The 25,419-nt window shown below is 56.2% G+C and carries 20 protein-coding genes; 8 read left to right on the top strand and 12 right to left on the bottom strand.

From position 1 onward, the window contains the following. The 3 genes from B2590_RS06615 to B2590_RS06605 all read right to left on the bottom strand — a co-directional run. Positions 1–608: type 4a pilus biogenesis protein PilO (locus B2590_RS06615; protein ID WP_286847912.1), on the bottom strand; the 608-nt coding region annotated here is incomplete at its 3' end. After that, the gene (locus B2590_RS06610) at positions 608–1,171 is read right to left on the bottom strand and encodes a PilN domain-containing protein (RefSeq protein WP_199448561.1); all 564 of its coding nucleotides are present in this window, start codon (positions 1,169–1,171) and stop codon (positions 608–610) included. The genes B2590_RS06615 and B2590_RS06610, both read right to left, overlap by 1 nt. Continuing rightward, positions 1,171–2,235: a pilus assembly protein PilM gene (locus B2590_RS06605; protein WP_286811241.1), complete on the bottom strand. Its 1,065-nt coding sequence runs from the start codon at positions 2,233–2,235 to the stop codon at positions 1,171–1,173. Before B2590_RS06605 ends, B2590_RS06610 begins: the two co-directional genes overlap by 1 nt. Before the next feature lie 214 nt (positions 2,236–2,449). Here B2590_RS06605 and B2590_RS06600 point away from each other — a divergent pair, with 214 nt between their 5' ends. Next, a complete protein-coding gene (locus B2590_RS06600; RefSeq protein WP_286847911.1) occupies positions 2,450–4,936 on the top strand; it encodes a penicillin-binding protein 1A in 2,487 nt (828 codons plus the stop codon). Positions 4,937–5,035: 99 nt separating this feature from the next. On the opposite strand, the gene B2590_RS06595 is transcribed toward B2590_RS06600, so the two are convergent. Both B2590_RS06595 and rpmE read right to left on the bottom strand, forming a co-directional pair. Then, on the bottom strand, positions 5,036–6,301 hold the full coding sequence (locus B2590_RS06595) for a malic enzyme-like NAD(P)-binding protein (protein WP_286811238.1): 1,266 nt from the start codon (positions 6,299–6,301) through the stop codon (positions 5,036–5,038). A 232-nt stretch (positions 6,302–6,533) separates the two neighbouring features. Next, positions 6,534–6,755 (bottom strand): 50S ribosomal protein L31, encoded by a 222-nt coding sequence (rpmE, locus tag B2590_RS06590; protein ID WP_286811237.1) that lies wholly within the window; start codon positions 6,753–6,755, stop codon positions 6,534–6,536. 260 nt (positions 6,756–7,015) lie between these two features. Between rpmE and B2590_RS06585 the strand changes: the two genes are divergently transcribed. The 5 genes from B2590_RS06585 to hslU all read left to right on the top strand — a co-directional run bounded on the left by B2590_RS06585 (position 7,016) and on the right by hslU (position 14,101). Then, positions 7,016–9,196 (top strand): primosomal protein N', encoded by a 2,181-nt coding sequence (locus tag B2590_RS06585; protein WP_286811267.1) that lies wholly within the window; start codon positions 7,016–7,018, stop codon positions 9,194–9,196. Between the two features lie 562 nt (positions 9,197–9,758). Beyond that, positions 9,759–11,444 carry an arginine--tRNA ligase gene (gene argS, locus B2590_RS06580; RefSeq protein WP_286811236.1) on the top strand — a complete coding sequence of 562 codons (1,686 nt, stop codon included), beginning with the start codon at positions 9,759–9,761 and terminating at the stop codon, positions 11,442–11,444. A 55-nt stretch (positions 11,445–11,499) separates the two neighbouring features. Continuing rightward, positions 11,500–12,132 (top strand): SPOR domain-containing protein, encoded by a 633-nt coding sequence (locus B2590_RS06575; RefSeq protein WP_286811235.1) that lies wholly within the window; start codon positions 11,500–11,502, stop codon positions 12,130–12,132. A gap of 97 nt (positions 12,133–12,229) precedes the next feature. Continuing rightward, entirely contained in the window at positions 12,230–12,760 is a 531-nt protein-coding gene (gene hslV / locus B2590_RS06570; RefSeq protein ID WP_007154624.1) for an ATP-dependent protease subunit HslV, read from the top strand. A gap of 12 nt (positions 12,761–12,772) precedes the next feature. Beyond that, positions 12,773–14,101, top strand: a complete 1,329-nt coding sequence (gene hslU, locus B2590_RS06565) for an ATP-dependent protease ATPase subunit HslU (RefSeq protein WP_085681601.1) — start codon at positions 12,773–12,775, stop codon at positions 14,099–14,101. A gap of 93 nt (positions 14,102–14,194) precedes the next feature. Here hslU and B2590_RS06560 read toward each other — a convergent pair whose 3' ends face one another. The 3 genes from B2590_RS06560 to B2590_RS06550 form a co-directional block, all read right to left on the bottom strand. After that, positions 14,195–15,439 (bottom strand): patatin-like phospholipase family protein, encoded by a 1,245-nt coding sequence (locus B2590_RS06560; RefSeq protein WP_286811234.1) that lies wholly within the window; start codon positions 15,437–15,439, stop codon positions 14,195–14,197. Positions 15,440–15,536: 97 nt separating this feature from the next. Beyond that, positions 15,537–17,843, bottom strand: coding sequence for a phosphoenolpyruvate--protein phosphotransferase (gene ptsP / locus B2590_RS06555; protein ID WP_286811233.1), 2,307 nt, complete (start codon positions 17,841–17,843; stop codon positions 15,537–15,539). A 15-nt stretch (positions 17,844–17,858) separates the two neighbouring features. Beyond that, positions 17,859–18,389, bottom strand: coding sequence for an RNA pyrophosphohydrolase (locus B2590_RS06550; RefSeq protein ID WP_091643469.1), 531 nt, complete (start codon positions 18,387–18,389; stop codon positions 17,859–17,861). Positions 18,390–18,563: 174 nt separating this feature from the next. Here B2590_RS06550 and B2590_RS06545 point away from each other — a divergent pair, with 174 nt between their 5' ends. Next, complete coding sequence (locus tag B2590_RS06545; protein WP_273065735.1) at positions 18,564–19,220, top strand: HAD family hydrolase; 657 nt, start codon at positions 18,564–18,566, stop codon at positions 19,218–19,220. Between the two features lie 124 nt (positions 19,221–19,344). On the opposite strand, the gene B2590_RS06540 is transcribed toward B2590_RS06545, so the two are convergent. From B2590_RS06540 to B2590_RS06530, 3 genes are all read right to left on the bottom strand, one after another. Then, complete coding sequence (locus B2590_RS06540; RefSeq protein WP_286847910.1) at positions 19,345–20,541, bottom strand: class I SAM-dependent rRNA methyltransferase; 1,197 nt, start codon at positions 20,539–20,541, stop codon at positions 19,345–19,347. Positions 20,542–20,737: 196 nt separating this feature from the next. Beyond that, positions 20,738–21,130: a glycine cleavage system protein GcvH gene (gene gcvH, locus B2590_RS06535; protein ID WP_273065729.1), complete on the bottom strand. Its 393-nt coding sequence runs from the start codon at positions 21,128–21,130 to the stop codon at positions 20,738–20,740. A 93-nt stretch (positions 21,131–21,223) separates the two neighbouring features. After that, positions 21,224–22,120 (bottom strand): LysR family transcriptional regulator, encoded by an 897-nt coding sequence (locus B2590_RS06530; protein WP_286811230.1) that lies wholly within the window; start codon positions 22,118–22,120, stop codon positions 21,224–21,226. Positions 22,121–22,231: 111 nt separating this feature from the next. Between B2590_RS06530 and metE the strand changes: the two genes are divergently transcribed. Next, complete coding sequence (gene metE / locus B2590_RS06525; RefSeq protein ID WP_286811228.1) at positions 22,232–24,505, top strand: 5-methyltetrahydropteroyltriglutamate--homocysteine S-methyltransferase; 2,274 nt, start codon at positions 22,232–22,234, stop codon at positions 24,503–24,505. Positions 24,506–24,547: 42 nt separating this feature from the next. Here the strand turns inward: metE and B2590_RS06520 are convergent, their stop codons facing one another. After that, complete coding sequence (locus B2590_RS06520; RefSeq protein WP_081899211.1) at positions 24,548–25,273, bottom strand: DUF3592 domain-containing protein; 726 nt, start codon at positions 25,271–25,273, stop codon at positions 24,548–24,550. Between the last annotated feature and the right edge of the window lie 146 nt (positions 25,274–25,419).

Raw genomic sequence — 25,419 nt, 5'->3', positions numbered from 1 at the left:
TCTCCAGCCCGGTAGCGGTAGGTACGTGCAAGAACCTGCATATTTAGCTGCTCTCCATCACCGCCTGTTGGTGTTATCGTTAGGTCATGCAACGTCACAATCCGTGGCAGGCTCGCCACACTGCTGACAAACGTCGCCAATTCGTGATACGAACCCGATACCCGGATGTTGATCGGAAGCTCCGCGTAGAAATCACGCCGCTGCTCACCCTGCAACTTGACCTCCTGGAGCGAAAGGCCACTACCCAACGCCGTATTGGTAATATCCTCCAGCAGACCAGGCACTTCGGTTTCACTCGGGAGTTGACGCACAAGCGCGCCGAAGGTTTCTTCCATTTCCTCCATTTGCGCCTTGAATACTTCAAGGTTAGCCACCTGGTAAGCTTTGTCTTCGTAGCGCTTCCGAAGCTCCTGCTCGGTCTTTTCGACCCGGTCAAGCTGGACATACTGATCTTTGATAAAGAACCAGTAACCACCACCCAGTATCAGGCCAAAAATGATGAGCGCTACGATTGCCTTGATCGGGGCGGGCCAAATACCGGCATTGTTGACGTCCAGGTCATTGATATCAAATTCATTGAGGTTCTTGAGTGAGTCCGCGAGGCTCATTACTTGTCCTCCCCTTCGGGCTCTGGTGTTTGTTGCTGCACCGACAGGTTGAACTGGCTATAACCAGCACGACGGTTATCGGCGGCAGACACGTTTGACAGGTTAGGATTAGTGAACCAGTCGGACTCTTCAAAACGCCTCATAAGGGCGGAAATTCGGCTATTGGACTCCGACATACCAACGACATCCACTGTGTCTCCGGTCTTTTTGAGGTTCGTATAAAAAAGTCCATCTGGCAGCGTGCGAACCAGTTCGTCAAAAACCCGCACAATAACCGGGCGCTTGCCCTGGAGATCCTGAATGACCTGCATGCGCGACAGTAGCTCGTCCCGCTTGCGCTTCAAATCCTCGATCTCTTTAATCTGCTTATCCAGCTGCTTGGTTGCGGTTTCGATGTAGGCATTTCTGGATTCCTGGTAGGCGATACGGTTGTCCATATCGGTTTTCCAGAGAAAAGTCAGGCCGACAGCTATAAAAGCCGCCCCCAGTATCATCACCACAAACTGCTTCTGCTTCTCCGCCCGGAGTTCTTCGCGCCAGGGTCTGAGGTTAATCTTTGCCATCAGTCAAAGCTCCTCATTGCCAGCCCGCAGGCAATCATGAGTGAAGGTGCATCATTGCTCAGCGAAGACGCATTCACTCTTGACCCCACCGCCATGTCCGCGAAAGGATTTGCGACCAGCGTTGGTGTGCCTGTTTTTTCCTCGACCATTTCTGTCAGCCCCTGAATAGATGCCGTGCCACCTGCCAGGACCACGTAGTCAACCGCATTGTACTGGCTTGCGCCGAAGAAGAACTGCAGCGCCCTAGCAACCTGCTGAACGACCGCTTCGCGGAAAGGCGTCAGAACTTCGGAATCGTAGTCGTCTGGAAGACCACCCTGCTTCTTGGCCAGACCGGCTTCTTCAAGGGATAAACCATAACGACGCTGAATTTCTTCGGTGAGTTGTTTCCCCCCGAAAATCTGCTCGCGGGTGTAAACCGTCTTGCCTTCCGCCAACACGCTCAGCGTGGTCATGGTGGCGCCGATATCGACGATCGCCACAACGAGTTCTTCACCCTGGGAATCAAGCTGGGACTCAATGAGTGCGTATGCGCGCTCAAGTGCATAGGCCTCTACGTCCACGATCTTGGTGGTCAAAGACCCAATTTCTAGAGCATCTTCCCGAATATCGACGTTTTCTTTCCGGCACGCCGCAAGAAGTACATCGACCTGGTCCGGGTTGGTCTCAGACGGCCCCTGAACCTCGAAGTCGATCGCCACTTCATCCAGCGGATAGGGGATATACTGATCGGCCTCAAGCGTTATCTGGTCTTCCATCTCAAACTCGTTGAGACCACTGTCCATCTGGATCAGCTTGGTAATAACGGCGGAACCGGAGACGGCTACAGCCACCTGCTTGACGCTCGTACGTGATTTAGATGCGACACGTTTGAGCACTTCGCCCACCGCTTCGACATCCGTGATATTTTTCTCTACCACAGCATTGGCCGGTAGCGGCTCCACTGCGTAGCTCTCGACCTTGTAGCGGTCACCCTGCTTCGATAGTTCCAGTAGCTTGACCGAGCTGGAGCTGATATCCACGCCCAGCACCGAACTGGATTTTTTTCCTAACAATCCGAACACGCGCTCACCCTATACCTGGTTACATGCACCGGGTTATGAAAACTCCCGACGGAGTTCTTTCATATGTGTTTTTTATTTAAGAGAATTTCTTTAGTTTTCCGTCTACAATGCTCGTTCTTCTTTAATTGAGAAGCATTGCACCCGGGAAGCGGCTAGCCCTTCCTAAAGCAATTTCTCAAATGATAGACCTATATCCAACAGTTGTCAGAAAAAAATGTCTCATTTGTTGCGTACATCTCGCCTGTTTGCATGGCTATTTCTCACTGGACTCAGTCTCGCCACAATCGTGGCGTCAGGATTTTACCTTTATCTCCGCCCAGGTTTGCCTCCTGTGGAGCAACTCCTGGACATCAAGTTGCAGACCCCCTTGAGGGTCTACAGCGCAGACGACAAATTAATAGCAGAATTCGGTGAAAAGAGAAGGGCACCGGTCACAATAGAACAGATCCCTACAATTCAGTTACATGCCTTTATGGCAGCCGAAGACGCCCGTTTTTACGAACACTTTGGGGTCGACTTTAAAGGCCTGATGCGGGCTGCCATCGAACTGATCTCCACCGGCGAGATCCAGTCCGGGGGCAGCACCATCACAATGCAGGTTGCAAAAAATTACTTTTTGTCACGCGATAGGACGTTTATTCGCAAGTTCAACGAGATACTTCTGGCTCTTCAGATAGAGCGTGAACTGGACAAAAACCGCATCATGGAGCTCTACCTCAACAAGATCTACCTGGGCAATCGCGCCTATGGTATCGCTGCAGCCGCCCAGGTGTATTACGACAAACCCGTGACCGAGCTTTCTCTGGCAGAAATGGCCATGCTTGCCGGGCTGCCCAAGGCTCCCTCCGCCTACAACCCCCTGGCAAACCCCGAGCGAGCACAGATTCGTCGTAACTGGATACTGGGGCGCATGCGCGACCTCCAATACATCACCAGTGACGCTTATGAGCTGGCTGCCAGCGCCCCCCTGACCGCAAGCTTTAACGCCCCGTCCACTGAGGTTGATGCCGACCACGTTGCGGAAATGGCCCGAGCCGAACTGGTCAGGCGATTCGGCGATGCCGCCTACACCGACGGCTATGAAGTCAAACTGACCGTTGAAAGCGAGAAGCAACAAGAAGCGACGAGAGCCCTAAGAGCAGGATTGGAAGCATACGACCGGCGCCACGGTTTCCGCGGCCCCATTGGGCAGGTGGATGAAGAACAACTGGTCCCCGACAACCTCCCCAATCTGATGGCAAACTACCCCCGCGTAGCCGAGCTCGTGCCCGCAGTTGTAACCCGGGTGAGAGACGAAGACAGCGAGGTCGATCTTTACGCCCGCCAGCTTGGCGAGTCCGTAATGGCATTCTCCACAATGACCTGGGCCAAACGATACAAAACCGAAAATTTAACCGGACCCGAGCCGGGAAAGCCATCCGACGTAGTCGCTGCGGGCGATATCATTTACGTAAAACCCATGGTGGTGATGACACCCGAGCAGCCAAGTGAATCCGACATCCAGGAACAAAGCGATGATCAGCAAACCCTGGATATTGCCGAAGTCCGGCGCGTTGCGCTTTCGCAGGTACCTGCAGTACAGGGCGCACTGATCTCCCTTGACGCACAAACCGGCGCCATTGAAGCACTCGCTGGCGGATACAGTTTCAGTCAAAACAAATACAATCGCGCCACCCAGGCGAGGAGGCAGCCGGGCTCAACCTTCAAGCCGTTCCTGTATCTGAGCGCGCTGGAAAGCGGAATGACACCCGCAACCATCTACAACGACGCACCAATTGTGTTTGACGACTCCGAATTGGAGACCACATGGCGCCCACAGAATTCATCAGGACAGTTTTACGGCCCCACTCGCCTGCGAGAAGCCCTGTATCGATCCCGCAACCTGGTGTCAGTACGCTTGCTTCGGGACCTGGGCATCCAGAACACCATAGACTACCTTGAGCAGCTTCAGATCCCCACGGAGGACATGCAAAAAGATCTGTCACTCTCATTGGGCAGCGGGCTTCTGACACCGATGGACCTGGCCCGGGGGTTCGCGGTGATCGCCAACGGCGGCTATGACGTCGAGCCCTACCTCATCAGCCAGATCTCGGATATCAACAACGAAACAATCTTCGAAGCACCGGACGTCAAACTCTGCGATGAAAACTGCACAGAGAAACAGGAGAACAACTCCGACGACGAGAAAGAAGTTCGCATTGCGAGACGCCTGGCTGATGAACGCTCCGTATACATCCTGCACTCCATGATGCGGGATGTAATCAAGCGGGGCACAGGCCGACGGGCTCAGGCCTTGGGGCGGGATGACATCAGCGGCAAAACCGGCACCACCAATGAACAGAGAGACACTTGGTTCGGCGGCTTCAACCATGACGTAGCCACCACTGTTTGGGTTGGCTTTGATCAACCACAACCCCTTGGCCGTCGAGAGTTCGGCGCCAGTACTGCCCTGCCCGCCTGGATTGATTACATGAAAGTGGCACTAAAGGGCGAGCCGCCATCATTGATGGCAAGACCCAATGGCATCGTTAACATCCGCATCGACCCGGAAACAGGCAGGCGAGCAAGGCCAGGGCAAGAAGGTGCCATGTTCGAAATATTCCGTGAAGAGGATGCCCCGCCGCCGCTAGACCCTCAGGATGAGTCATCGGCCGGCGGCAACAATGGCAGTAGCGACGACCTGTCGAGACAGATATTCTGACACCAGCAAGCGGGGCGAAAAAAATTCTCGCGGCCACAAAAAAACCGGCGACTTAACAATCGCCGGTTTTTTTATTTCCCAACATTCGATTGGACTATATCAGATGATATCGTCCATTGATTTCAGTGGGTAATGGGCCGGGTAGCCGTTACGGGCAACGCCTGAGTCGACCGCCGCGCGAGCGACTGCCGCCGGAACAACTTCCAGCAGGCGCACGTCCATCGGCTTGGGAATGATGTACTCCCGACCAAACTCGAAACTTGCAACGTCATAGGCTTCACAGATTTCCTGCGGAACCGGCTCTTTCGCCAGCTCGCGAATCGCGTGAACAGCCGCCACTTTCATTTCTTCGTTGATTGCGGTCGCCCTCACGTCCAGAGCACCACGGAAGATGAACGGGAAGCCAAGCACGTTATTCACCTGATTCGGGTAGTCTGAGCGGCCTGTAGCCATGATCAGGTCATCGCGGGTAGCCAGCGCCACTTCAGGGCTGATCTCAGGGTCCGGGTTGGAGCAGGCAAACACAATCGGGTTCGGAGCCATCAGCTTAAGCTGGTCCGCGCTCAGCAGATCCGGGCCGGAAAGCCCGAGAAATACATCTGCACCGTCCATCGCATCATCAAGCGTGCGCTTGTCAGTATCGTTGGCAAACATCGCCTTGTATTGGTTCAGGTCCTCGCGACCGGAATGAATCACGCCCTTGCGGTCCAGCATGTAGATGTTTTCGGACCGAACGCCACAGCTGATCAGCAGCTTCATGCAAGCGATAGCCGCTGCGCCAGCTCCGAGGCAGACCACTTTGGCTTCATCGATTTTCTTGTCCTGCAACTCCAGGGCGTTAATCATGCCTGCCGCTGTTACGATGGCCGTGCCGTGCTGATCATCATGAAAGATGGGTACACTGCACTTTTCGATTAGCGCGCGCTCGATTTCGAAGCATTCGGGAGCCTTGATGTCTTCAAGGTTAATACCACCGAAGGTGTCGGCAATACGCTCAACCGTTTCAATAAATGCCTGGGGGCTTTCGGAATTGACCTCGATATCGAACACATCAATTCCAGCAAAGCGCTTGAACAGTACGCCTTTGCCTTCCATAACCGGCTTGCTCGCCAGCGGACCCAGGTTACCCAGACCAAGAATTGCAGTGCCGTCTGAAATCACGGCTACCAGATTACCCTTGGCGGTGTATTTGTATGCGTTCTCGGGGTCCTTCGCGATCTCGCGGACCGGCTCGGCAACCCCGGGGCTGTACGCCAGGGAAAGGTCGCGGGAGGTCTTGGTGGGCTTGGTGATTTCAACACTCAGCTTACCAGGCCGCGGCTTGGCGTGGTATTCAAGGGCTGCTTCTTTCAGATCTTGAGACATTGCCACTGTTCCGTTTGTCACGTTTAAGAGGTAATAAGCCACCGGGCCTTGCCCAGCGGAGCGCGACATTATGGCGCGAAGGGCTGCATCAGACAAGGCCGGATTGGCCACTTGTTAATCAGTCAATACGGCTTTTTGCGTATGCACTCACAACAGGCGCGCCCTACAGCGGGGGCCTGCAGATACAAAAAAAGCGCCTCGCAAGGCGCTTTTTCCACTATCAGCATTCGGATCAGGCTTTCTTGCCACCGATGCGACCACCGAAACGCTTCTGGAAACGGTCGATACGGCCGCCGGTGTCCATCACTTTCTGCTTACCTGTGTAGAAAGGGTGACACTGGGAGCATACATCCAGAGTCAGGTCCTGAGTAAACGTAGAGCGGGTCTTGAGAACGTTACCGCAGGAACAGGTAGCGGTAATCTCTTCGTACTTGGGGTGAATACCTTCTTTCATGGCGAACCTCTGTCGGTCATGCCGCTACCAGATCACGGGATTGCCTGGGTTTCAGCGCAATCCGGGTGTCAGGCACCGCATGTTTGAATCAATTGACAAGACGGGGCACAATCATGCCCTGCCGGAAACAGACCGCGAATCTTACTTGCAAATGCGGTATCAGGCAAGCCCCGGACCGTCTTATCATCCCGCCCGACACGGGACACGCCGGATTGCAGCCCTTTTTAAGGATAGGCAGATACCGTGACACCTTCATCGCCATGGAGCCAGATGTGCCCCGAACTGCGCGTATAGCATTGAATCGCCCTCTCCGGCGGCTGTTCGACTACCTGGTACCAGACCACCTGACATTACAAAAGGGCCAACGCGTCACCGTCCCTTTCGGCAGGCAATCGGCCACCGGTCTGGTGGTCGAGACTGACGCTCGACCACCAGAGGGCATCACTCTCAAGCCGGTCCGATCAGCCAGCGAGACATGGCCTGCACTGCCCCCGGAAACCTTCCGCCTACTCAGTTGGGCGTCGGATTACTATCAGCACCCGCTCGGCGAATGCCTTTTTACCGCACTGCCGCCCGCCCTGCGTCGCGGCAGACCTGCCGTGGAGCATGCCGAACCTTATTGGCAAGCCTGCGGCGATCCGGCGCTGCTGCCCGGCAACGCAACGCGACAGAGAGAGCTGCTGGCCTGGCTGAAGCGCCAACCCGGAGGCGCGGGCAGCAAACAGATTGTGCGCGCTGGTTTCACACAATCGCAAATCCGGAGCCTTCAGGAAAAAGAACTGATCGTTGAGACCACGCCACCCTCACCAAGCGGTGCGGCGGCGGAAACCCGGAATCGTATCCCCGTGCTGTCTCCGGCCCAACAAGAAGCTGCTGACCAACTTGCATCGTCTGATGACGGCTTCACGACGACACTCCTGTTCGGTATCACAGGCAGCGGGAAAACCGAGCTTTATCTCCATTACCTCAAGACTCACCTGGACAACAAGCACCAGGCGCTCGTTCTGGTTCCTGAGATCAACCTGACGCCGCAGACCGTTGCCCGCTTCCAGTACTATTTCGGATCCCGTATCGCAGTGTGGCACTCGGCACTAAAAGACAGCGAGCGACTCTCAACCTGGCTGAGAATCCGTAATGGTGAGCCGGTCATTCTGATCGGTACCCGCTCGGCTGTGTTGCTCCCCTTCACCGAGCTGAAAACCATCATCGTGGATGAGGAACACGACAGCTCCTATAAACAGGGGGAAGGATTCCGCTATTCCGCCAGGGACACCGCAGTCTATCGTGCACACCTCAATAATTGCCCCATTATTCTTGGCTCCGCAACCCCCTCTATGGAGTCCTACCACAACGCCCTGACCGGCAAATACACGCTGGTTCGACTTGAGGAGCGTGCAGGCAATGCCAAACTGCCGACGATCAAGTTACTGGACATTCGCAGCCGACCTCTGGAAGGCGGCCTCTCACGACCTGTGATGCGTGCTATCGAGAAATGCCTGAACGCCGGACAGCAAGCTCTGGTGTACGTAAATCGCCGAGGGTTTGCTCCGGTCATGATGTGTTTCGACTGCGGCCATATGGTTGAGTGCCCCCGCTGCGACACCCGCCTTACCTATCATCGCCGCGACCGTGCCATGCGGTGCCACCATTGCGACTTTCAGACCGCCGCGACAGACCACTGTCCAAAATGCAGCAGCGATTCATTCAAGCCAGTCGGCCAAGGCACTGAAAGAAGTGAAGATGTATTGGCAACACAGTTTCCGGACGTCCCCGTCGTGCGGGTCGATCGGGACAGCACTCAACGCAAAGGCAGCATTCAGGGTATTCTCGAGACAGTGAACAGCGGCAGCCCCTGCATACTGGTGGGCACACAGATGCTGGCCAAGGGGCACGACTTCCCAAACGTTACGCTCGTCGTTGTTGTTAATGCTGATGGCGGACTGTTCAGCGTAGACTTTCGCGCGCCCGAACAATTGATCCAGACCCTACTGCAGGTTAGCGGACGGGCCGGACGTGGTGAAAAATCAGGGGAAGTACTGGTGCAAACCTGCCATAGCGACCACCCACTACTGCGATCTTTAGCGGCGGGCTATTATCTCCCTGTTGCCGACCAATTGCTTGCCGAACGGGAAACCGGCCAACTCCCACCCTTCCGGTCAATGGCCATACTTCGAGCTGAGTCGAACATCATGGCATCGAGCCTCAAACTACTTGATGACATGAAGTCTAAGGCATCAGACTGCGGCGTTGAGTCTTGGGGGCCATTACCTGCTGTGATCGCGCGCAGGGCTGATCGTCACCGGGCCCAACTGATCATGGTTTCAAGCAACCGAATCCGGCTTAACCGTCAACTGGCAGCGCTTTGCCAGGAACTTGACCTGATGAAACTTCCCGCGGATATCAGGTGGGCAATCGACGTTGATCCGCTAGAAACCGGATGACCCACCAAAACTGTGACAACGAGGGCCTTTTTGCAATATTTTACAACCTGCCAAAGGCCATCAACTCGGTAAATTCCGTGTTTGGCAATGTTGAATCAGACTCTGAAGGCGCCCAATTCAGCGGGAGTGCAGCCAAGGCTGCCTTACCGGATCGGATTCAACAGGCTGTGTTTTTGATGGGCAGATTTCAATCCAGTCCTCAAGCGTCAACGTCTTTGACGTCACGTTTGAAGCCACCAACTGTGGGACCACACCTACCTCATCGCCGTCCGAACGCAATGGCCGCTATAACGGTTTGGGCTCCTACGACAGCATCAACCTCCGTATAAGCTTCATGAGTGCCAATAATACGGTGATCCTTCCTTTCCAAGGAGACTAAAGCAGTACCAACAACACCCTGTAGCATCGGGAGCCCTTCGCCCCCCCGGGGGAACGCAACTGGCCTCGAACAGCGTAATTTGAGTCGCCCGCACCTTTCCGCGATAATAGCGTCCTTCGACATCTCCGGCGGGACGCTTGCCGCCGTTCTTCCATTCTCTTGCAACTCGAGTCATCCGACAGCATGAAAGAGACCGTATCCGAACTTCTCCAGTCTGCGCTGGCGACCCTGCAATCTGAAGGCACTCTGCCCGCAGATCAGACCTTTACACCACAGGTAGGCAACACCAAGGACAAATCCCATGGCGATTACGCCTGCAATATTGCCCTGGTGGCATCGAAGGCTGCCGGTTGCCCGCCACGAAAACTGGCAGAAGCATTGGTCGAACGGCTACCGAACAGCAGCGCTGTCGAGAAGGTTGAAATTGCGGGCCCCGGATTTATCAACTTTTTCATGAGTACTGCCAGCGCCTTTGAAGTGGTCAACACCATTCTCGACGACGCCGGGCAATACGGCCGCAACAACAACGGCGAAGGCAAGAAGGTCCAGGTGGAATTTGTCTCTGCCAACCCAACCGGCCCCTTGCACGTGGGCCACGGCCGTGGTGCAGCGATAGGTGACTGCCTGAGCCGCCTGCTGGAAGCCAATGGTTACCAAGTCACCCGCGAGTTTTACTACAACGATGCGGGCGCGCAGATCAACAACCTGGCGCTTTCAGTGCAATCTCGAGTGAAAGGGCTGACACCGGAAGACGAAAACTGGCCTGCCGATGGCTACCGCGGTGACTACATCACCGATGTGGCCAACGCCTATCTCGCCGGCGAAACCGTTACCGCGGACGACCGGGAAGTCACCGCTAAAGCCGATCCGGACGATCAGCAAGCCATCCAGGAATTCGCCGTAGCCTACCTGCGTCGTGAGCAGGATCTCGACCTGAAAGCCTTTGGCGTGGAATTCGACGTGTACTTCCTTGAGTCCTCGCTGTATGAAGATGGCAAGGTAGAGGAAGCTGTCGAGCGCCTGCAGGAAAATGGCTATACCTACGAACACGACGGCGCCATGTGGCTGAAAACCACCGAATTCGGTGATGACAAAGACCGCGTGATGCGCAAGAAAGATGGCGGCTACACCTATTTCCTGCCAGACGTGGCCTACCACCTGGACAAGTGGCAGCGGGGCTTTACCACGGTTATCAATGAGCAGGGTGCCGACCACCACTCTACCGTCACGCGGGTCCGTGCCGGTCTGCAAGCGCTGAACGCTGACATCCCCCAGGGCTGGCCGGATTACGTTCTTCACCAGATGGTGATGGTGACCCGGTCTGGGCAGGAAGTGAAGATTTCCAAGCGCGCGGGCAGTTACGTGACGGTCCGCGACCTGATCGACGAAGTGGGCCGCGATGCCACCCGCTTCTTCCTTGCGGCCCGCAGAGTCGACTCCCAGTTGACCTTCGATATCGATCTGGCCCGCTCCCAGACCAATGAAAATCCGGTCTATTACATTCAGTATGCCCATGCACGTATTTGCAGCGTGCTCAGAAAGCTGAAAGAAGAAGGGGTTGAACGTGGTCTGAACGAATGTGTCGGCGACCTGTCCTTGCTGACACTCGACGAGGAAAAGGATCTCGCTAATCAGCTAGCCAAGTACCCCGAGCTGATAGAAAGCTCAGCCAAACTGAGAGAACCACATCACCTGACGCACTATCTCAGGGATCTTGCTGGTCAGTTTCATACCTACTACAACGCCCACAAAGTTCTGATCGAGGATACCGCTGTCCGGGACGCTCGCGTTTCCCTGTATCTTGCGGTCCGGCAGGTGATCGCCAATGGTCTTGACCTGCTTGGCGTAAGCGCTCCCGACGAAATGTAGCAAGTCAGGCTTCATGATCTGAATAATCAGGCACGCAACAGGAACTAACCCGGCCATGTCCCGAGACTATGCCCGCAAATCCAGACCGGCCAGCAAACCGGCAACATCAAAAAAATCCGCGAGGCCTGTGCGTAAGCAAAAGCAGCCCCCCAAACGCCCTGCTGCAGCCAAGTCACAGCGGGGCGGCTTGTCATTGAAGTGGATCCTGTCACTGGCAGCCGTGGGTGGTTTTATCGGCTTTATTGCCTATCTCAACTCACTTCCGACATCCGAGCCTCGCCAGGATGAAAAAGCCACAGCAGCCGAAACGCCTGCGGTAAAGGAAAAGCCTCCGGAAACCGCCGCAAAAGAAAAACCCGGCTTTCGCTTTTACGACATGCTTCCTGACTCGGAGGTGGTTCCTCCCGAGGTTGAGGAATATACCCCAGGGCCCGGACAGCAAACGTTTGATTACCTGGTGCAGACGGGGTCTTTCCGACAACAGCAAGATGCGGAGAGGCAGCGAGCCGAAATCGCGTTCCAGGGCCTCCGTGCCCAGGTCAAACGCATCGACCTCGACAGCGGAAGCATCTGGTACCGCGTCAATGTGGGCCCCTTCACCTCTCGCAGCCAGATGAATGCGGCTATCGACAAGTTGGTCAACCTCAACATTCAGCCTCTGGTCAGGAAGATTCCCAAGGAGGGCTAAGCCGCCCTCCTGACTCTCTTTCCTCCCACCCTTGAAAACCGCCCCCCCGCCTCCATAACTGCTGAATACTGTTTTCTATCAGGCAAGTGGAGCCAGAATGACTACCATACTTTCTGTCAGGCGTGACGACGAAGTGGCCATGGGTGGCGACGGCCAGGTCTCCCTCGGCAATACCGTAATGAAGGGCAATGCCCGCAAGGTTCGCCGACTCTATAACGACAAGGTGCTGGCCGGTTTTGCAGGTGGTACCGCCGACGCATTCACCTTGTTCGAGCGCTTTGAAGCCCAGCTTGAGAAACACCAGGGCAACCTTACGCGCGCTGCTGTCGAGCTGGCCAAAGACTGGCGAACAGACAGGGCTCTTCGCCGCCTGGAAGCCTTGCTGGCCGTCGCGGATAAAACCGCATCGCTTATCATCACTGGCAACGGCGATGTTATCGAACCAGAACAGGGGCTGATCGCGATCGGCTCCGGCGGTCCGTTTGCACAAGCGTCCGCGCGGGCCCTGCTGGAGAACACCGACCTGAAAGCCAATGAGATTGTGGAAAAAGGCCTGGATATAGCGGCCGACATCTGCATCTACACCAACCACAATCGCACCCTCGAAGTGCTGTCAGCCAACGACTGATCCGGAGCTAGCATGTCTGCAATGACCCCCCGTGAGATTGTCCACGAGCTCAACAAACACATCGTGGGCCAGGAAGAGGCCAAGCGTTCCGTGGCCATCGCCCTGCGCAATCGCTGGCGCAGGATGCAGTTGGACAGTGGTCTGCGCGAGGAGATCACACCAAAAAACATCCTCATGATCGGCCCCACTGGTGTTGGCAAAACTGAAATCGCACGCCGTCTCGCCAAACTGGCAGACGCCCCTTTCCTGAAAGTGGAAGCGACCAAGTTTACCGAAGTGGGCTATGTGGGCCGGGATGTCGAGTCCATTATCCGTGATCTGGCGGACATGGCCATCAAGATGCTGCGCGAGAAGGAAATGAAACGCCACGAGCATCGCGCCATGGATGCAGCCGAGGAACGTATTCTCGATGCCCTTATCCCGCCACCCCGGGATTTCAAGGAAGACAGTCAGAAAACCGAAGACTCTTCCACCCGCCAGCTGTTCCGCAAGAAACTGCGTGAGGGCGAGCTGGACGACAAGGAAATCGAAATCGACCTGCGCAACAGCGGCGCCGGCGTTGAAATCATGGCACCTCCGGGCATGGAGGAGATGACCAGCCAGCTACAGAACATGTTCTCGAGCATGTCCTCTGATAAGCGCAAGACCCGCAAGATGAAGGTCGCTGACGCCATGAAGCACGTTCGCGACGAGGAAGCCGCCAAGCTGGTCAACGAAGAGGAAATCAAGCAAAAAGCCATCCAGACAGTCGAGCAGAATGGCATCGTCTTCATCGACGAAATCGACAAGGTGGCCAAGCGCTCAGAGAACACCTCATCGGACGTATCACGGGAAGGTGTACAACGGGATCTGCTGCCCCTGATTGAAGGCAGCACCGTCAGCACCAAGTATGGTTCCGTGCGAACGGATCACATCCTGTTTATCGCGTCCGGCGCGTTTCACCTGTCGAAGCCGTCTGACCTGATCCCGGAATTACAGGGCCGCCTGCCGATCCGCGTTGAACTGCAGGCATTGACCCCGGATGACTTCAAGCGCATTCTCACGGAGCCAGACGCCTCTCTGGTACAACAGTACGAAGCCCTGATGGACACCGAGGGCGTCAAGCTGACCTTCACAGAGGACGCCATCGCCCGTATTGCGGAGGTCGCGTACAAGGTCAACGAGACCACGGAAAATATCGGTGCAAGACGCCTGCATACTGTGCTGGAACGACTGCTGGAAAGTCTGTCTTACGAGGCGGGTGATCAGGTTACCGACAGCTTCGAGGTTACCGCGGCGTTTGTGGACGAGAAGCTGGGTGAGTTGGCTGAAGACGAAGACCTGAGCCGCTATATCCTGTGACCCGCAAGGGCTGGAAGGCCCGAATGTACCCGATTGGGGGGCGCGTTCTTCGCGCGCCCTCCTAGCTCCCTCCAGATTGCTGAATCACGCCCACTACAGCGCCTTGCTGAATAGCTCCGACACATTGTCAAAGCCCGTTGCCAGCTTTCCTTTCTGAGCCCGTTTCTTGCGACCTTTCGCCACATAGAGGGGAAGCATCTCGCCGTACAGGCTGGTACTGATCGTACGCTGCTCATCTTCCAGGCGATCCCGACGCAAACGAATACCGTACTTCGCAAGCTTCGGCTCCAGCTCGTCCGCACGGTTCAGCAGATCGCGCCGCGTCATCTGGTAGGCATGCTCACATACCATTCGACGGGACTGGAAACTGAACACATTGGAGAAGAACAACTTGGCATCGTCACGCGTCGGCTCAAACAGCAGGATATCCTTTTCCGGGTAATCCCGGGTGTACTGCGCAATGCCCGACTGCATTCGGGAGTACACCATGGTGCGGAACATCTGGGACAGCAGGTTTGGCATACCTGACCGGGTCAGCTCCCCCGGCCCCATGGTACCGGCTCGTACAGCTGAGCTCGCATCAATGGGAACCTGGGGGTTGACCGCAAAAACCAGATCCGCACCGTCCTCAAACGCCACAGACGCATGCAGTCCCTTTCTCAGGGTGCCATCCACGTAGTAGCGCCCATCGATAGTGACCGGAACATAGATGCCCGGAGACGATGTACTCGCCTGAATCGCCTTTGATATGGGTACATGATCAAAACCGGGGGCACCGAAACAAACCGCCTCGGTGCTTTCCACATCCGCCGCAACGATGTACAGACTGCGCTTGAGCTGACGGAAATCGTTGGTGCGGCCAAGCATGGTGAAGGCCCGCTGCAAATATTCATGCAAGCCTTCGTTGTCAAAAAGACCCGCAGGCGCGGCCTGCGCGAGGATAGTCAGTGCTTCCAAAAGACTCTGGTCATAAGGGTTGTTCACAAACCGCCTCACAGCGGTCGTCACCAGCCCCGGAACCGCCAGCAGGCGACTACCTAACTCCCGGAACGCCGGGCGATAAAACACTTCCGGATGGAAGGGATGTACTTCCGCTTCATTGCGCACAAAAATCCGGCACAACTGGGCCGTGGTCATCTGGTTTGCCAGATTGGCCGCAACAAAAGAGCCAGCGTTCACTCCCACGTACACATCAATATTATTAAAATCAAGACCGTCCAGCACCTCATCCAGTGCTCGCAACGCCCCGATTTCGTAGATACCACCCAACGGGCCACCGCCGCCAAGGGCAAGGCCGATGCGAGGTTCGGGCTTAATCGCTGTTGTGGTTGCCGTCATTCGATATCCCCATGCGGGTGCGGTTGGCCATTGCAATTAACACTAGCAGCCAGTTTTAGAGTCCACACCCTATATAGGACCAATTGGCTATACACCTTCACGAAAGGGCCCTTTCGGCATGGGCAATGGCGCTGGTCTTGCCCGGGCGCAGGTAGCGACCAAATCCGGCATTGCGCAACGCCAAGTCCACACAACTTTTGATAACGTGGGGAGAATCCAGCAGCAGAACATCCTCGAGCAATTGCGCAGACCACTCGCGGCTCACGCTACGGATAACGGACTTGACCTTCGGCAGGCTGGCCGCATTCATGGACAGGGAATCGTAGCCCATCGCCATCAATAGCAGCGCGCCGCCAGGGTCACCCGCCAGTTCACCGCAGATACCGACGGGCTTGCCGACCGCATGGGCGTCCTGGGCCACGCGCACCAGCGCCTGAAGCACGGCGGGATGATAGGAGTGGTACAGCTGCGCGACCCTGGGATTGTTGCGATCCACCGCCAGCAAGTATTGGGTGAGGTCGTTTGAACCCACAGAGAGGAAATCCACGCGATCCGCCAGTTCGCGAATCTGATACACCGCCGCCGGAATCTCCACCATTACCCCGACCTTGGGCATATGGATGTTGTAACCTTCCTCCCTGACCTCATGATAAACCCGGTAAATAAGGTGGAGAGACTCTTCCACTTCTGAAATATTGCTGATCATCGGCAGCATGATCTGCAGATTGTTCAGGCCTTCACTCGCCTTGAGCATCGCGCGCACCTGAACCAGGAATATCTCCGGATGATCCAGGGTTACCCGGATACCGCGCCAGCCCAGAAACGGGTTCTCTTCCTGGATCGGGAAGTACGTCAGCGCCTTATCGCCGCCGATGTCCAGCGTACGCATGGTGACAGGGTTCGGCGCAAAGGCTTCCAGTTGCTCGCGGTAATATTCGCGTTGTTCCTGTTCCGACGGGAATCGGTCCTTGATCATGAACGGCACTTCGGTTCGGTACAGACCGATACCTTCAGCACCATGGCTCAAAGAACGCACCACATCTGTCATCAGACCAGTATTCACCAGCAGCGACACCCGGTGGTTATCGGTGGTTTCGCAAGGCAGATCCCGCAGGGCTTCCAGCCCTTTGACCAACTCGTCTTCCTCGTCACAGATTTCCTGGTAGAAGTTCCTCAGATCCATGGAGGGTGACGCGAAAATCTGCCCTTCAAAGCCATCAACAATCAGGTCCTTGCCATCCAGTTGGTTGACCGGAATATCTACCAGCCCCATGACGGTGGGCACACCCATGGCACGCGCCAGGATGGCAACGTGGGAGTTGCTGGAGCCCTTAACCGACACCAAACCGACCAGTTGCCCCTTGGGCACCTCTCCGAGCATGGCCGGTGTCAGCTCTTCACTGACAAGGACTGTGTTCTCAGGATAGACCGTGTCTTTCTGCTCACCTTCCTGTAAGTGGGACAACAAACGGCGGCCGAGGTCGCGGATGTCCACAGCCCGTTCCTGCAGGTAGTGGTCGTCCATCATTTCAAAGTGGCGAACGTACTGCTGAACCACCTGCTTCAATGCGCCCTGGGCCCAGAAACCCTCCTTGATCCGGTTGCCCACCTCACCCGGCATTGCGTCATCACCCAGCATACGCAAATAGACATCGAACAGAGCCTGCTCTTCCGGGCGAAGCTGGGAAGCAAGCCGGGCCGCTACCCGCTCAATGTCTTCCCGAACCGCTGTCACCGCGCCTTCAAACAGCGACAGTTCCAGCTCAACATCATCGGTGGGTTTCTCAGGCACAACGTCCAGGTCGGCGGCCGGGTACACCACCACGCCCTTGCCAATGGCAACGCCCGGCGCACCAGGCACACCACTGAAACTGACATCAGTCGCTTCTTCACCGGTCAGGGAAAGACCGCTGATGGCGCCCGTTGCCTCGCTGTGGGCGATAACACCTGCCAATTGGGCCGAAACGGTTACCAGGAAGGCTTCTTCACCCTCGTCAAAGCAGCGCGAACTTTCCCGTTGCTGAACAACAAGAACGCCAAGAACCCGGCGATGGTGAATGATGGGAACACCCAGGAATGAGCGAAAACGCTCTTCGCCGGTCTCAGGGAAGTAACGATAGCGGGGATGGGACGGAGCATCTTCAAGGTTGATAGGCTCCTCCCGGGAGCCAACCAGACCAATCAGGCCCTCGGAATAAGCCAGGCTGACCTGCCCTACTGCTTGCTGGTACAAGCCTTCTGTCGCCATCAATATGTAGCGATTTGTGGCTGGATCAAGCAGATATACCGAGCAAACCTCGGTATCCATGGCTTTCTGCACCCGCGAAACAATGACATCCAGCGCCTCCTGCAAATCGCGGGCACTGTTTACCTCTTGTACAAGACTTCGCAGTATGCTCAGCATGGCGGGTTCAATCCGTCATTTCTGTGTGTCCTTCGCGCGTCGGGAAGGCTCGCTCTGGCGCCACTGTTCCATGTCATAAAACAGCCGCGGCGCGAGCTCTCGCAGCGCACGTCGATAGACCTCGCGTTTGAACGAGACGACCTGCCCAAGCGGGTACCAGTAGCTAACCCACTGCCAGCCGTCGAATTCCGGCGAGTCCGTGCCGTCTACGCGCACCTGCGCATCCGGCGAAAGCATCCTCAGCAGGAACCATTTCTGTTTTTGTCCCACGCAGACCGGGTGCGAATTGTGCCGCACCATCCTGCGAGGGAGGCGGTATCTCAGCCAGCCACGGGTACAACTGATGATTTCCACATCGCCTGTACCGAGACCTATTTCCTCCGCCAGCTCCCTGTAGAGAGCCTCCTCTGGTGATTCGTCGTGCTTGATACCACCTTGAGGGAACTGCCAGGAGTCCTGCCCTATTCGCCTTGCCCAGAGGACTTCCCCCCTGTGATTGGCCAGAATGATTCCGACGTTGGGTCTGAAACCGTCCGAATCGATCACGGCACAGTCCTCTTAAAAGTCGGTTGGCCGGATTAAAAATTCACCGGCCGGATTTATCCAAGTTGCTCTCATTCTTACAGAATCCCAAGGCTTCGGCAAACGGAGCCGACTGCGGCATGTCATGGTAAACTGTCGCGCCTGTAATGGCCGTTGTTCCTGTTGGAGGTAAACAAATTGACGCTTGCGATTTTTGATCTCGATAACACCCTGCTCGCCGGAGACAGCGACCATGCCTGGGGTGAATTCCTCGTGGAAGAGTCTATTGTGGATGCAGAAGAATACCGGCAGGCGAATGACCGCTTCTATGAGGAGTATTTGAACGGCGAGATGGACATCATGCGCTACCTGAGCTTTGCCCTTCAGCCTCTTGCACGGCATGACACGGAACAGCTGCTGACCTGGCGCAAACAGTTTGTGGCGAAAAAAATCCAGCCAATGATGCTTGCCAAGGCCAAGGCATTGCTGGATAGCCACCGGGCCGAAGGCCACACGCTGATGATCATCACTGCAACCAACCGGTTCGTAACCGAGCCGGTGGCTGAACTGCTGGACATTGACCATCTGATTGCCACTGAGCCAGAGATGGTCAATGGGCGTTATACGGGAGAGGTTGCAGGTATTCCCAGCTTTCAGGACGGGAAGGTAACCCGCCTGAATGACTGGCTCGAATCAACTGGAGAAAGTCTTGAGGGCGCCTGGTTCTATAGTGACTCCCATAACGACGCCCCATTGCTTCGCAAAGTCGACAACCCGGTCGCAGTCGATCCGGACCCCACACTTGAAAAAATTGCGAAAGAGAGCGGCTGGAAAGTCATGAGCCTTCGCGGGTAACTATATGCCTATGTGCCCGGGAAGGCCCCAGGGAGGGAGTGCCCGGGATACGCTGTGAATCCGCTACTTCTGAGTTTCATTCTCGGAAGCCCAATAGATCGCAGTGAAATCCAGAATCCCGGCCTCAAAGAAACCCAGTCAATGACCGAACAAAACAGCTTTTAATATAATCGGTCTCCGGAATCCCCGGCACTACCGGATGATCCGGCGCTTGATGGCCTTGCTCCAATAACTGAACAAATCGGTCGATCTTACGGCCACTGCCGCGAATAATATCCGTCAGTTTTTCCTGGGACAGGTGCATGGAGCAGGAAGCCGACACCAGTAGTCCATCCCGACCAAGCAACCGGAGTCCCAACTGGTTCAGGCGCGCATAAGCCTCTTCCCCGGCCTTCTGGTCGCGCCGACGAGGAATCAGTGCCGGCGGGTCCAGCACGACGATGTCGAACTTTTCCTTCTCATCGCACAGAGCCTTCAAAGCGTCGAAGGCATCACCCTCGATCGTCTCGATGTTATCAAGGCCATTGATCTTCGCATTGTGATGAACAGAATCGATGGCACCAGCGGAACTGTCCACACAGGTCACCTGCGTCGCCCCGGCACAGGCAGCCTGGATCCCCCAGCCACCCACATAGCTGAACACATCCAGCACGCGCTTGCCCGGCGCATAGGCCTGAAGGCGCTGCCGGTTCATGCGGTGATCATAGAACCACCCCGTTTTCTGCCCTCCCTCCATGGGGACTTCAAAGCGCACGCCATTTTCCTCTACCGGCAGGAGATCAATCGCCGGGCCATGGGCCTGCTCAACGTAGGTATCCAGCCCTTCCACCTTCCGCATCTTGCCGTCGTTCTTGAGGATAATCGCCCGCGGATGCGCCAACCTCTGAACCGCACGAACAATCGACTCCTTCATCTGCTCCATGCCTGCCGTGGAAATCTGAACCACTACAACATCATCAAACCGGTCAATCACCAGCCCGGAAAGCCCATCACTGTCACCAAACACCCAGCGATAAAACGGCTTGTCAAACAACCGCTCCCGCAGCGCCAGCGCCGTCTCAACCCGCTCAGTAAGCCTTTGCGGCGTCATGCCATGGGCGGCATTCCGGCTGATCAAACGGCCGCAGATCAGCGCATGCGGGTTCACAAACACCGTTCCCATGGGCTTATCGTTGGCCGCACGCAGCTCAGCCTGGGCACCGGCCTCAAACTCCGTCAGCGGAGAACGACGGGTATCCACTTCATTGCTGTAGACCCAAAGATGGCCAGCCCTGAGCCTGCGCTCGGCGCCTTTGCGGAGGTATAAAACCGGAAAATTCATAAATAACCGCCTGAAGAAAAAACAAAAGGAAGGCTTTTCGAAACGAGTCCAGCACACAGGTCCGGGGATTAAGCTGGGCAGGCTTTCCAAAACTGTGCGGAGCCATGGATGGCGGAGCCCAAGCCGCACAGGGACGTCTCGAGGCGTGTTTTGGAAAGCCTGCCCAGCTTAATCCATGCTCCGGACACTAGAAGTCCTACTCCTCGGCAGCAACATGCTCCGCATAAGCCGCCGCATCCATCAGGCCATCCAGCTCACCGGCATCCGCCAACCGCACACGGAACAACCAGCCATCGCCATAAGGATCCTCATTCACCTTCTCAGGCTCATCCTCAAGGCTCTCATTGACCTCAATCACCTCACCGGTCACCGGACTGAACACATCCGACGCCGACTTCACCGACTCAGCAACCCCTGCCTCTTCAGCACCGGTCACCGTTGCTCCCACATCCGGAACACCAATAAAAACGATATCGCCCAACTGATCCTGGGCAAAATCAGTGATTCCGACAGTTGCAGTGCCATCATCGGCTACACGCACCCACTGATGCGTCTCAATGTATTTCAGGTCTGCGGGTGTTTCGCTCATGGTCAGATATCCCCGATGAATAATTTCGCGCATTTTAACCGAAGAACGACGCCCCCGCGAACATCTCAACCAAAGTTGCGACCCATTCCAGCTTCAAACCAGCCCCCAGGTTGTCTCCCGAGCCATCTCCATGAACGACTGAAGATAGGCCACGTCCACATCCCGCTCACGGAGGCCCAGGAAAATCTGCTTATCAATACCCTCTCGACCAAGCCGTACCGGGCTGATCGGCATCTGATGGGCGTACTCCTCCACCAGCCAACGGGGAAGTGCCGAGACACCCCGCCCTGCCGCGACCATTTGCAGCATAATGTCCGTGGTTTCGATGGTCTTATGCCGGGCCGGGCTGCTGTGGGCCGGCACCAGAAACCGGGTATAAATGTCCAGCCGCTCGGCATCCACCGGATAGGTAATCAGGGTCTCACTCTCCAGATCCGACGGCTCTGCCCATGGCCTGGAGGCCAGTGAGTGATTGCTCGGCACTACTAATACCTGCTCGTAATCAAATACCGGCTCGTACACGAGCCCCTTGCGGTGCAACGGGTCCGGCGTCACCAGCACATCGATGTCATAACCGAACAAAGCACCAATGCCACCAAACTGGAAACGTTGTTTCACATCCACATCCACGCCTGGCCATTGCTCAAGATACGGCCCAACCACCTTGAGTAGCCACTGGTAACAGGGATGACATTCCATACCAATTCGCAGGCTGCCCCGTTGGCCCCGGGCAATCTGGCCTACCAATTCCTCCGCGTGCTCAAACTGCGGCAACAAACGGTTCGCCAGTGACAACAGATACAACCCTGACTGGGTTGGCCGAAGTTTACGGCCTTCACGCACCCACACCGGCGTCCCCAATTGTTTCTCCAGCTTCTTCATGGCATGGCTGAGGGCAGACTGGGTCAGACACAGGGCGTCCGCCGCCGCAGTCAGTGAGCCGCTCCGATCCACTTCCCGGACAATCTCCAGGTGGTTGCGCTCAATCATTGGCCAGCCTTTTGAAAAAAAATCATGGATTCATGAGATTTTACCATTATTTTTCATGGCAGATCATCGCTAGCCTTGATGACCTGACTGAATGACGACAGGAGATTCATCATGGTAACCACCCATAACCTGGGCTTTCCCAGGATTGGCGAACGTCGCGAACTCAAGTTTGCCCTTGAGGGCTACTGGAAGGGCGAACTGAACGAAAACAGCCTGCAGCAAACCGCCACCGGGCTGCGCGCCAGCATTTGGCAGAACCAGCGACCACTCACCTTGGCGCCGGTCGGGGACTTCTCGCTCTACGACCACGTACTGGACATGAGCTCCACACTTGGCAACCTGCCCAAGCGCTCAGGCAAGGCCGATGACCACGAACTGGACCGCTACTTCCGCATTGCCCGTGGCCGCTCTCCGGCGGACGACGATTGCTGTGGCGTGCATGCCGGAGAAATGACCAAATGGTTCGACACCAACTATCACTATATTGTCCCGGAGTTTGGCGCGGATACACAGTTCACCCTGAATCCATCGCGTTTACTGGAACAACTGGCCGAAGCCAAAGCTGCGGGCGTTAACGCCAAGCCGATTATCATCGGCCCTGTCACCTATCTCTGGCTTGGCAAATCCAAGGACAACACAGACCGGCTCAGCCTGCTGGAGGACTTACTGCCGGTCTATGCGGAGCTGTTGAAGCTTCTTGCCGACAATGGCGCAGAGTGGGTGCAGGTTGACGAGCCAATCCTGGTCACAGAATTGGGAGGCGACTGGCGGCACGCCCTGAACCTGGCTTACCACAACCTCAAGACCAGCCCGGTAAAACTGCTGTTGGCCACCTATTTCGGCCAACTGCGGGAAAACCTGCAACTGGCCTGCGAACTACCGGTTGCCGGCCTGCACCTGGATGCGACAAACGCCCGTGACGAAGTATCCCGCGTGACTGACTGGCTGCCGGGGCACAAGGTACTCTCACTGGGCGTGATTGACGGCCGCAATATCTGGAAGACAGACCTGCAGGCAACCCTCGACTGGCTCGAACCGGTCTACCAGAAGCTGCAAGAACGGCTGTGGATAGCGCCATCCTGCTCACTTCTCCATGTGCCGGTGGACCTGAACAACGAAACCACCATGGACCCGGAAATACGCTCCTGGCTGGCCTTTGCGCGGCAAAAACTGGAAGAACTGCAGTTGTTGGCCACGGCACTTACCGATGGCCAGGATGCGGTGACCCGGGAACTGAAGAGCAATGCAGACGCCACACTCAGCCGCAGGAACTCAACCCGCGTGACGGACCCACAGGTTCGCGAGGCGGTCGCGGCGATCACGCCTGAGCTGGGTCAGCGCAAGAGCAGCTACCAGCAGCGCTCGGCGATCCAGGCAAGCCACCTGAAGCTGCCGCGCTACCCCACAACCACTATCGGCTCGTTCCCCCAGACCAAGGATATCCGCCAAACACGGCTCAAGTTTCGTAAGGGTGAGCTCGCACCCGAGGAATATCACGAGCGAATCCGCGCGGAAATCCGCCACTGCGTTGGGGAACAGGAACAATTGGGACTGGACGTGCTGGTGCACGGTGAGGCGGAACGCAACGACATGGTGGAGTACTTCGGCGAGCAACTGGAAGGCTACGTGTTCAGCCGCTTCGGCTGGGTACAGTCCTACGGTTCCCGCTGCGTGAAACCACCCATCCTGTTCGGCGATATCTCCCGGCCCAAAGCCATGACCGTGGAATGGATCCGCTACGCCCAGTCGCTGACAGACAAGCCTCTGAAGGGCATGCTCACCGGCCCGGTCACCATCCTGAACTGGTCCTTCGTGCGCGACGACCAGCCCCGGAAAGACACCTGCCTGCAACTGGCACTGGCCATCCGTGAGGAAGTACTGGACCTGGAACAGGCTGGCGTGAACATCATTCAGATCGACGAAGCCGCCCTTCGAGAAGGCCTGCCCCTGCGCCAGAGCGATTGGCAGACCTACCTGGACTGGGCCATCGAAGCCTTCCGGATTACGTCCAACGGCGTGAAGGACGACACTCAGATACACACCCATATGTGTTATTCGGAATTCAACGACATCATCGAAGCCATCGCCCGCATGGACGCCGATGTCATCACCATCGAAACCTCGCGGTCTGACATGGAGCTGCTGGATGCTTTCAAGGGCTTCCAATATCCCAATGATATTGGACCGGGTGTCTACGATATTCACTCGCCCAACGTGCCTGGGACTGAACAGATCGTGTCGCTGATGAACAAGGCCGCGGAAAGAATCCCCGCCGAGCGGCTCTGGATCAACCCGGACTGCGGGTTGAAAACCCGGTCGTGGGAGGAGGTGATTCCGGCGTTGAGGGGAATGGTGGCTGCAGCTCGGGAGTTGCGGGAGGCGTGAGCTTGGGGGGAGAGACATGGATGGTCTCTCCCCACTTCAATTTCAGGACGCCAATTTTGGCAGAAAGGAGGTATCTACCCAATACTGCCCGGGGTTTGTCGGGTTGATATAAACAGGGATCGAATCACCAAGGATATGGCTTGAGGGATTGAACCACAGGTTACCGCTCCTGAATACGTGGATATCTGAAGTAACCGGGTTCTGCCACTGACACACAATCTGATATGGGCTCTTACCATTCATAACGAGCCTCTCGTTTCTTTCCACCCCCTGATAGCGGGATTGAACCAGCTGTCCCGTTTTGCGCAGTTTTGCCGCACTCCCGTTCCTGATGGCAGGCACCACAAACATACCAGCGCCAACCAAAAAGAACGCTGCTCCAATCCCGCCGACAATAAGGGCCACGCCCCAAAGCGAGAAGAAATCATCGATACGTGCCGACTCCGGTTCACCCGGCGCAAAAAGTACACGTACTTCCTCTCCACGACTGTAACTCGCAGGGTTGCTGCCGCTTGAGGACTGAAATTCCACCGGTCTGCCCGACTCATACTCAAATCGGACAATGGGATAATAGGCGTTGGAATCACTGGACCGTGAGCGAATCAGGTCAGATACAACCCCGGGCTTGGCTGTTGCGGTTTCAAGAAAGGTTGAAGTGCTCTGGAATGCGAAAAAGGCGCCGGCCAGCATGCCGAGGCCTACGAGCGTAAAGATAAGACGCAGGGTTTTAAAAGTTTTCATCTCAGTTCCTTTGATCGTTTCGTCCATAGCCGAAAACGACCTGTTTTCGGCTATGGGAATTATACGCGGATGGGCTCCTATTGAAATGGTGAAGTTTGATCCCTACCTGTCTCCGACACAGTTCGCGTTAAAGGTGCCGGCTTCGACAGAAAGAGCTATCGTCAAATCTGGTG

The sequence above is a fragment of the Marinobacter sp. UBA3604 genome (genome assembly GCF_002375325.1).
In the GTDB taxonomy this organism is placed as follows: Bacteria; Pseudomonadota; Gammaproteobacteria; order Pseudomonadales; family Oleiphilaceae; genus Marinobacter; species Marinobacter salarius.
This window is presented reverse-complemented; position numbering and strand designations above follow the sequence as displayed.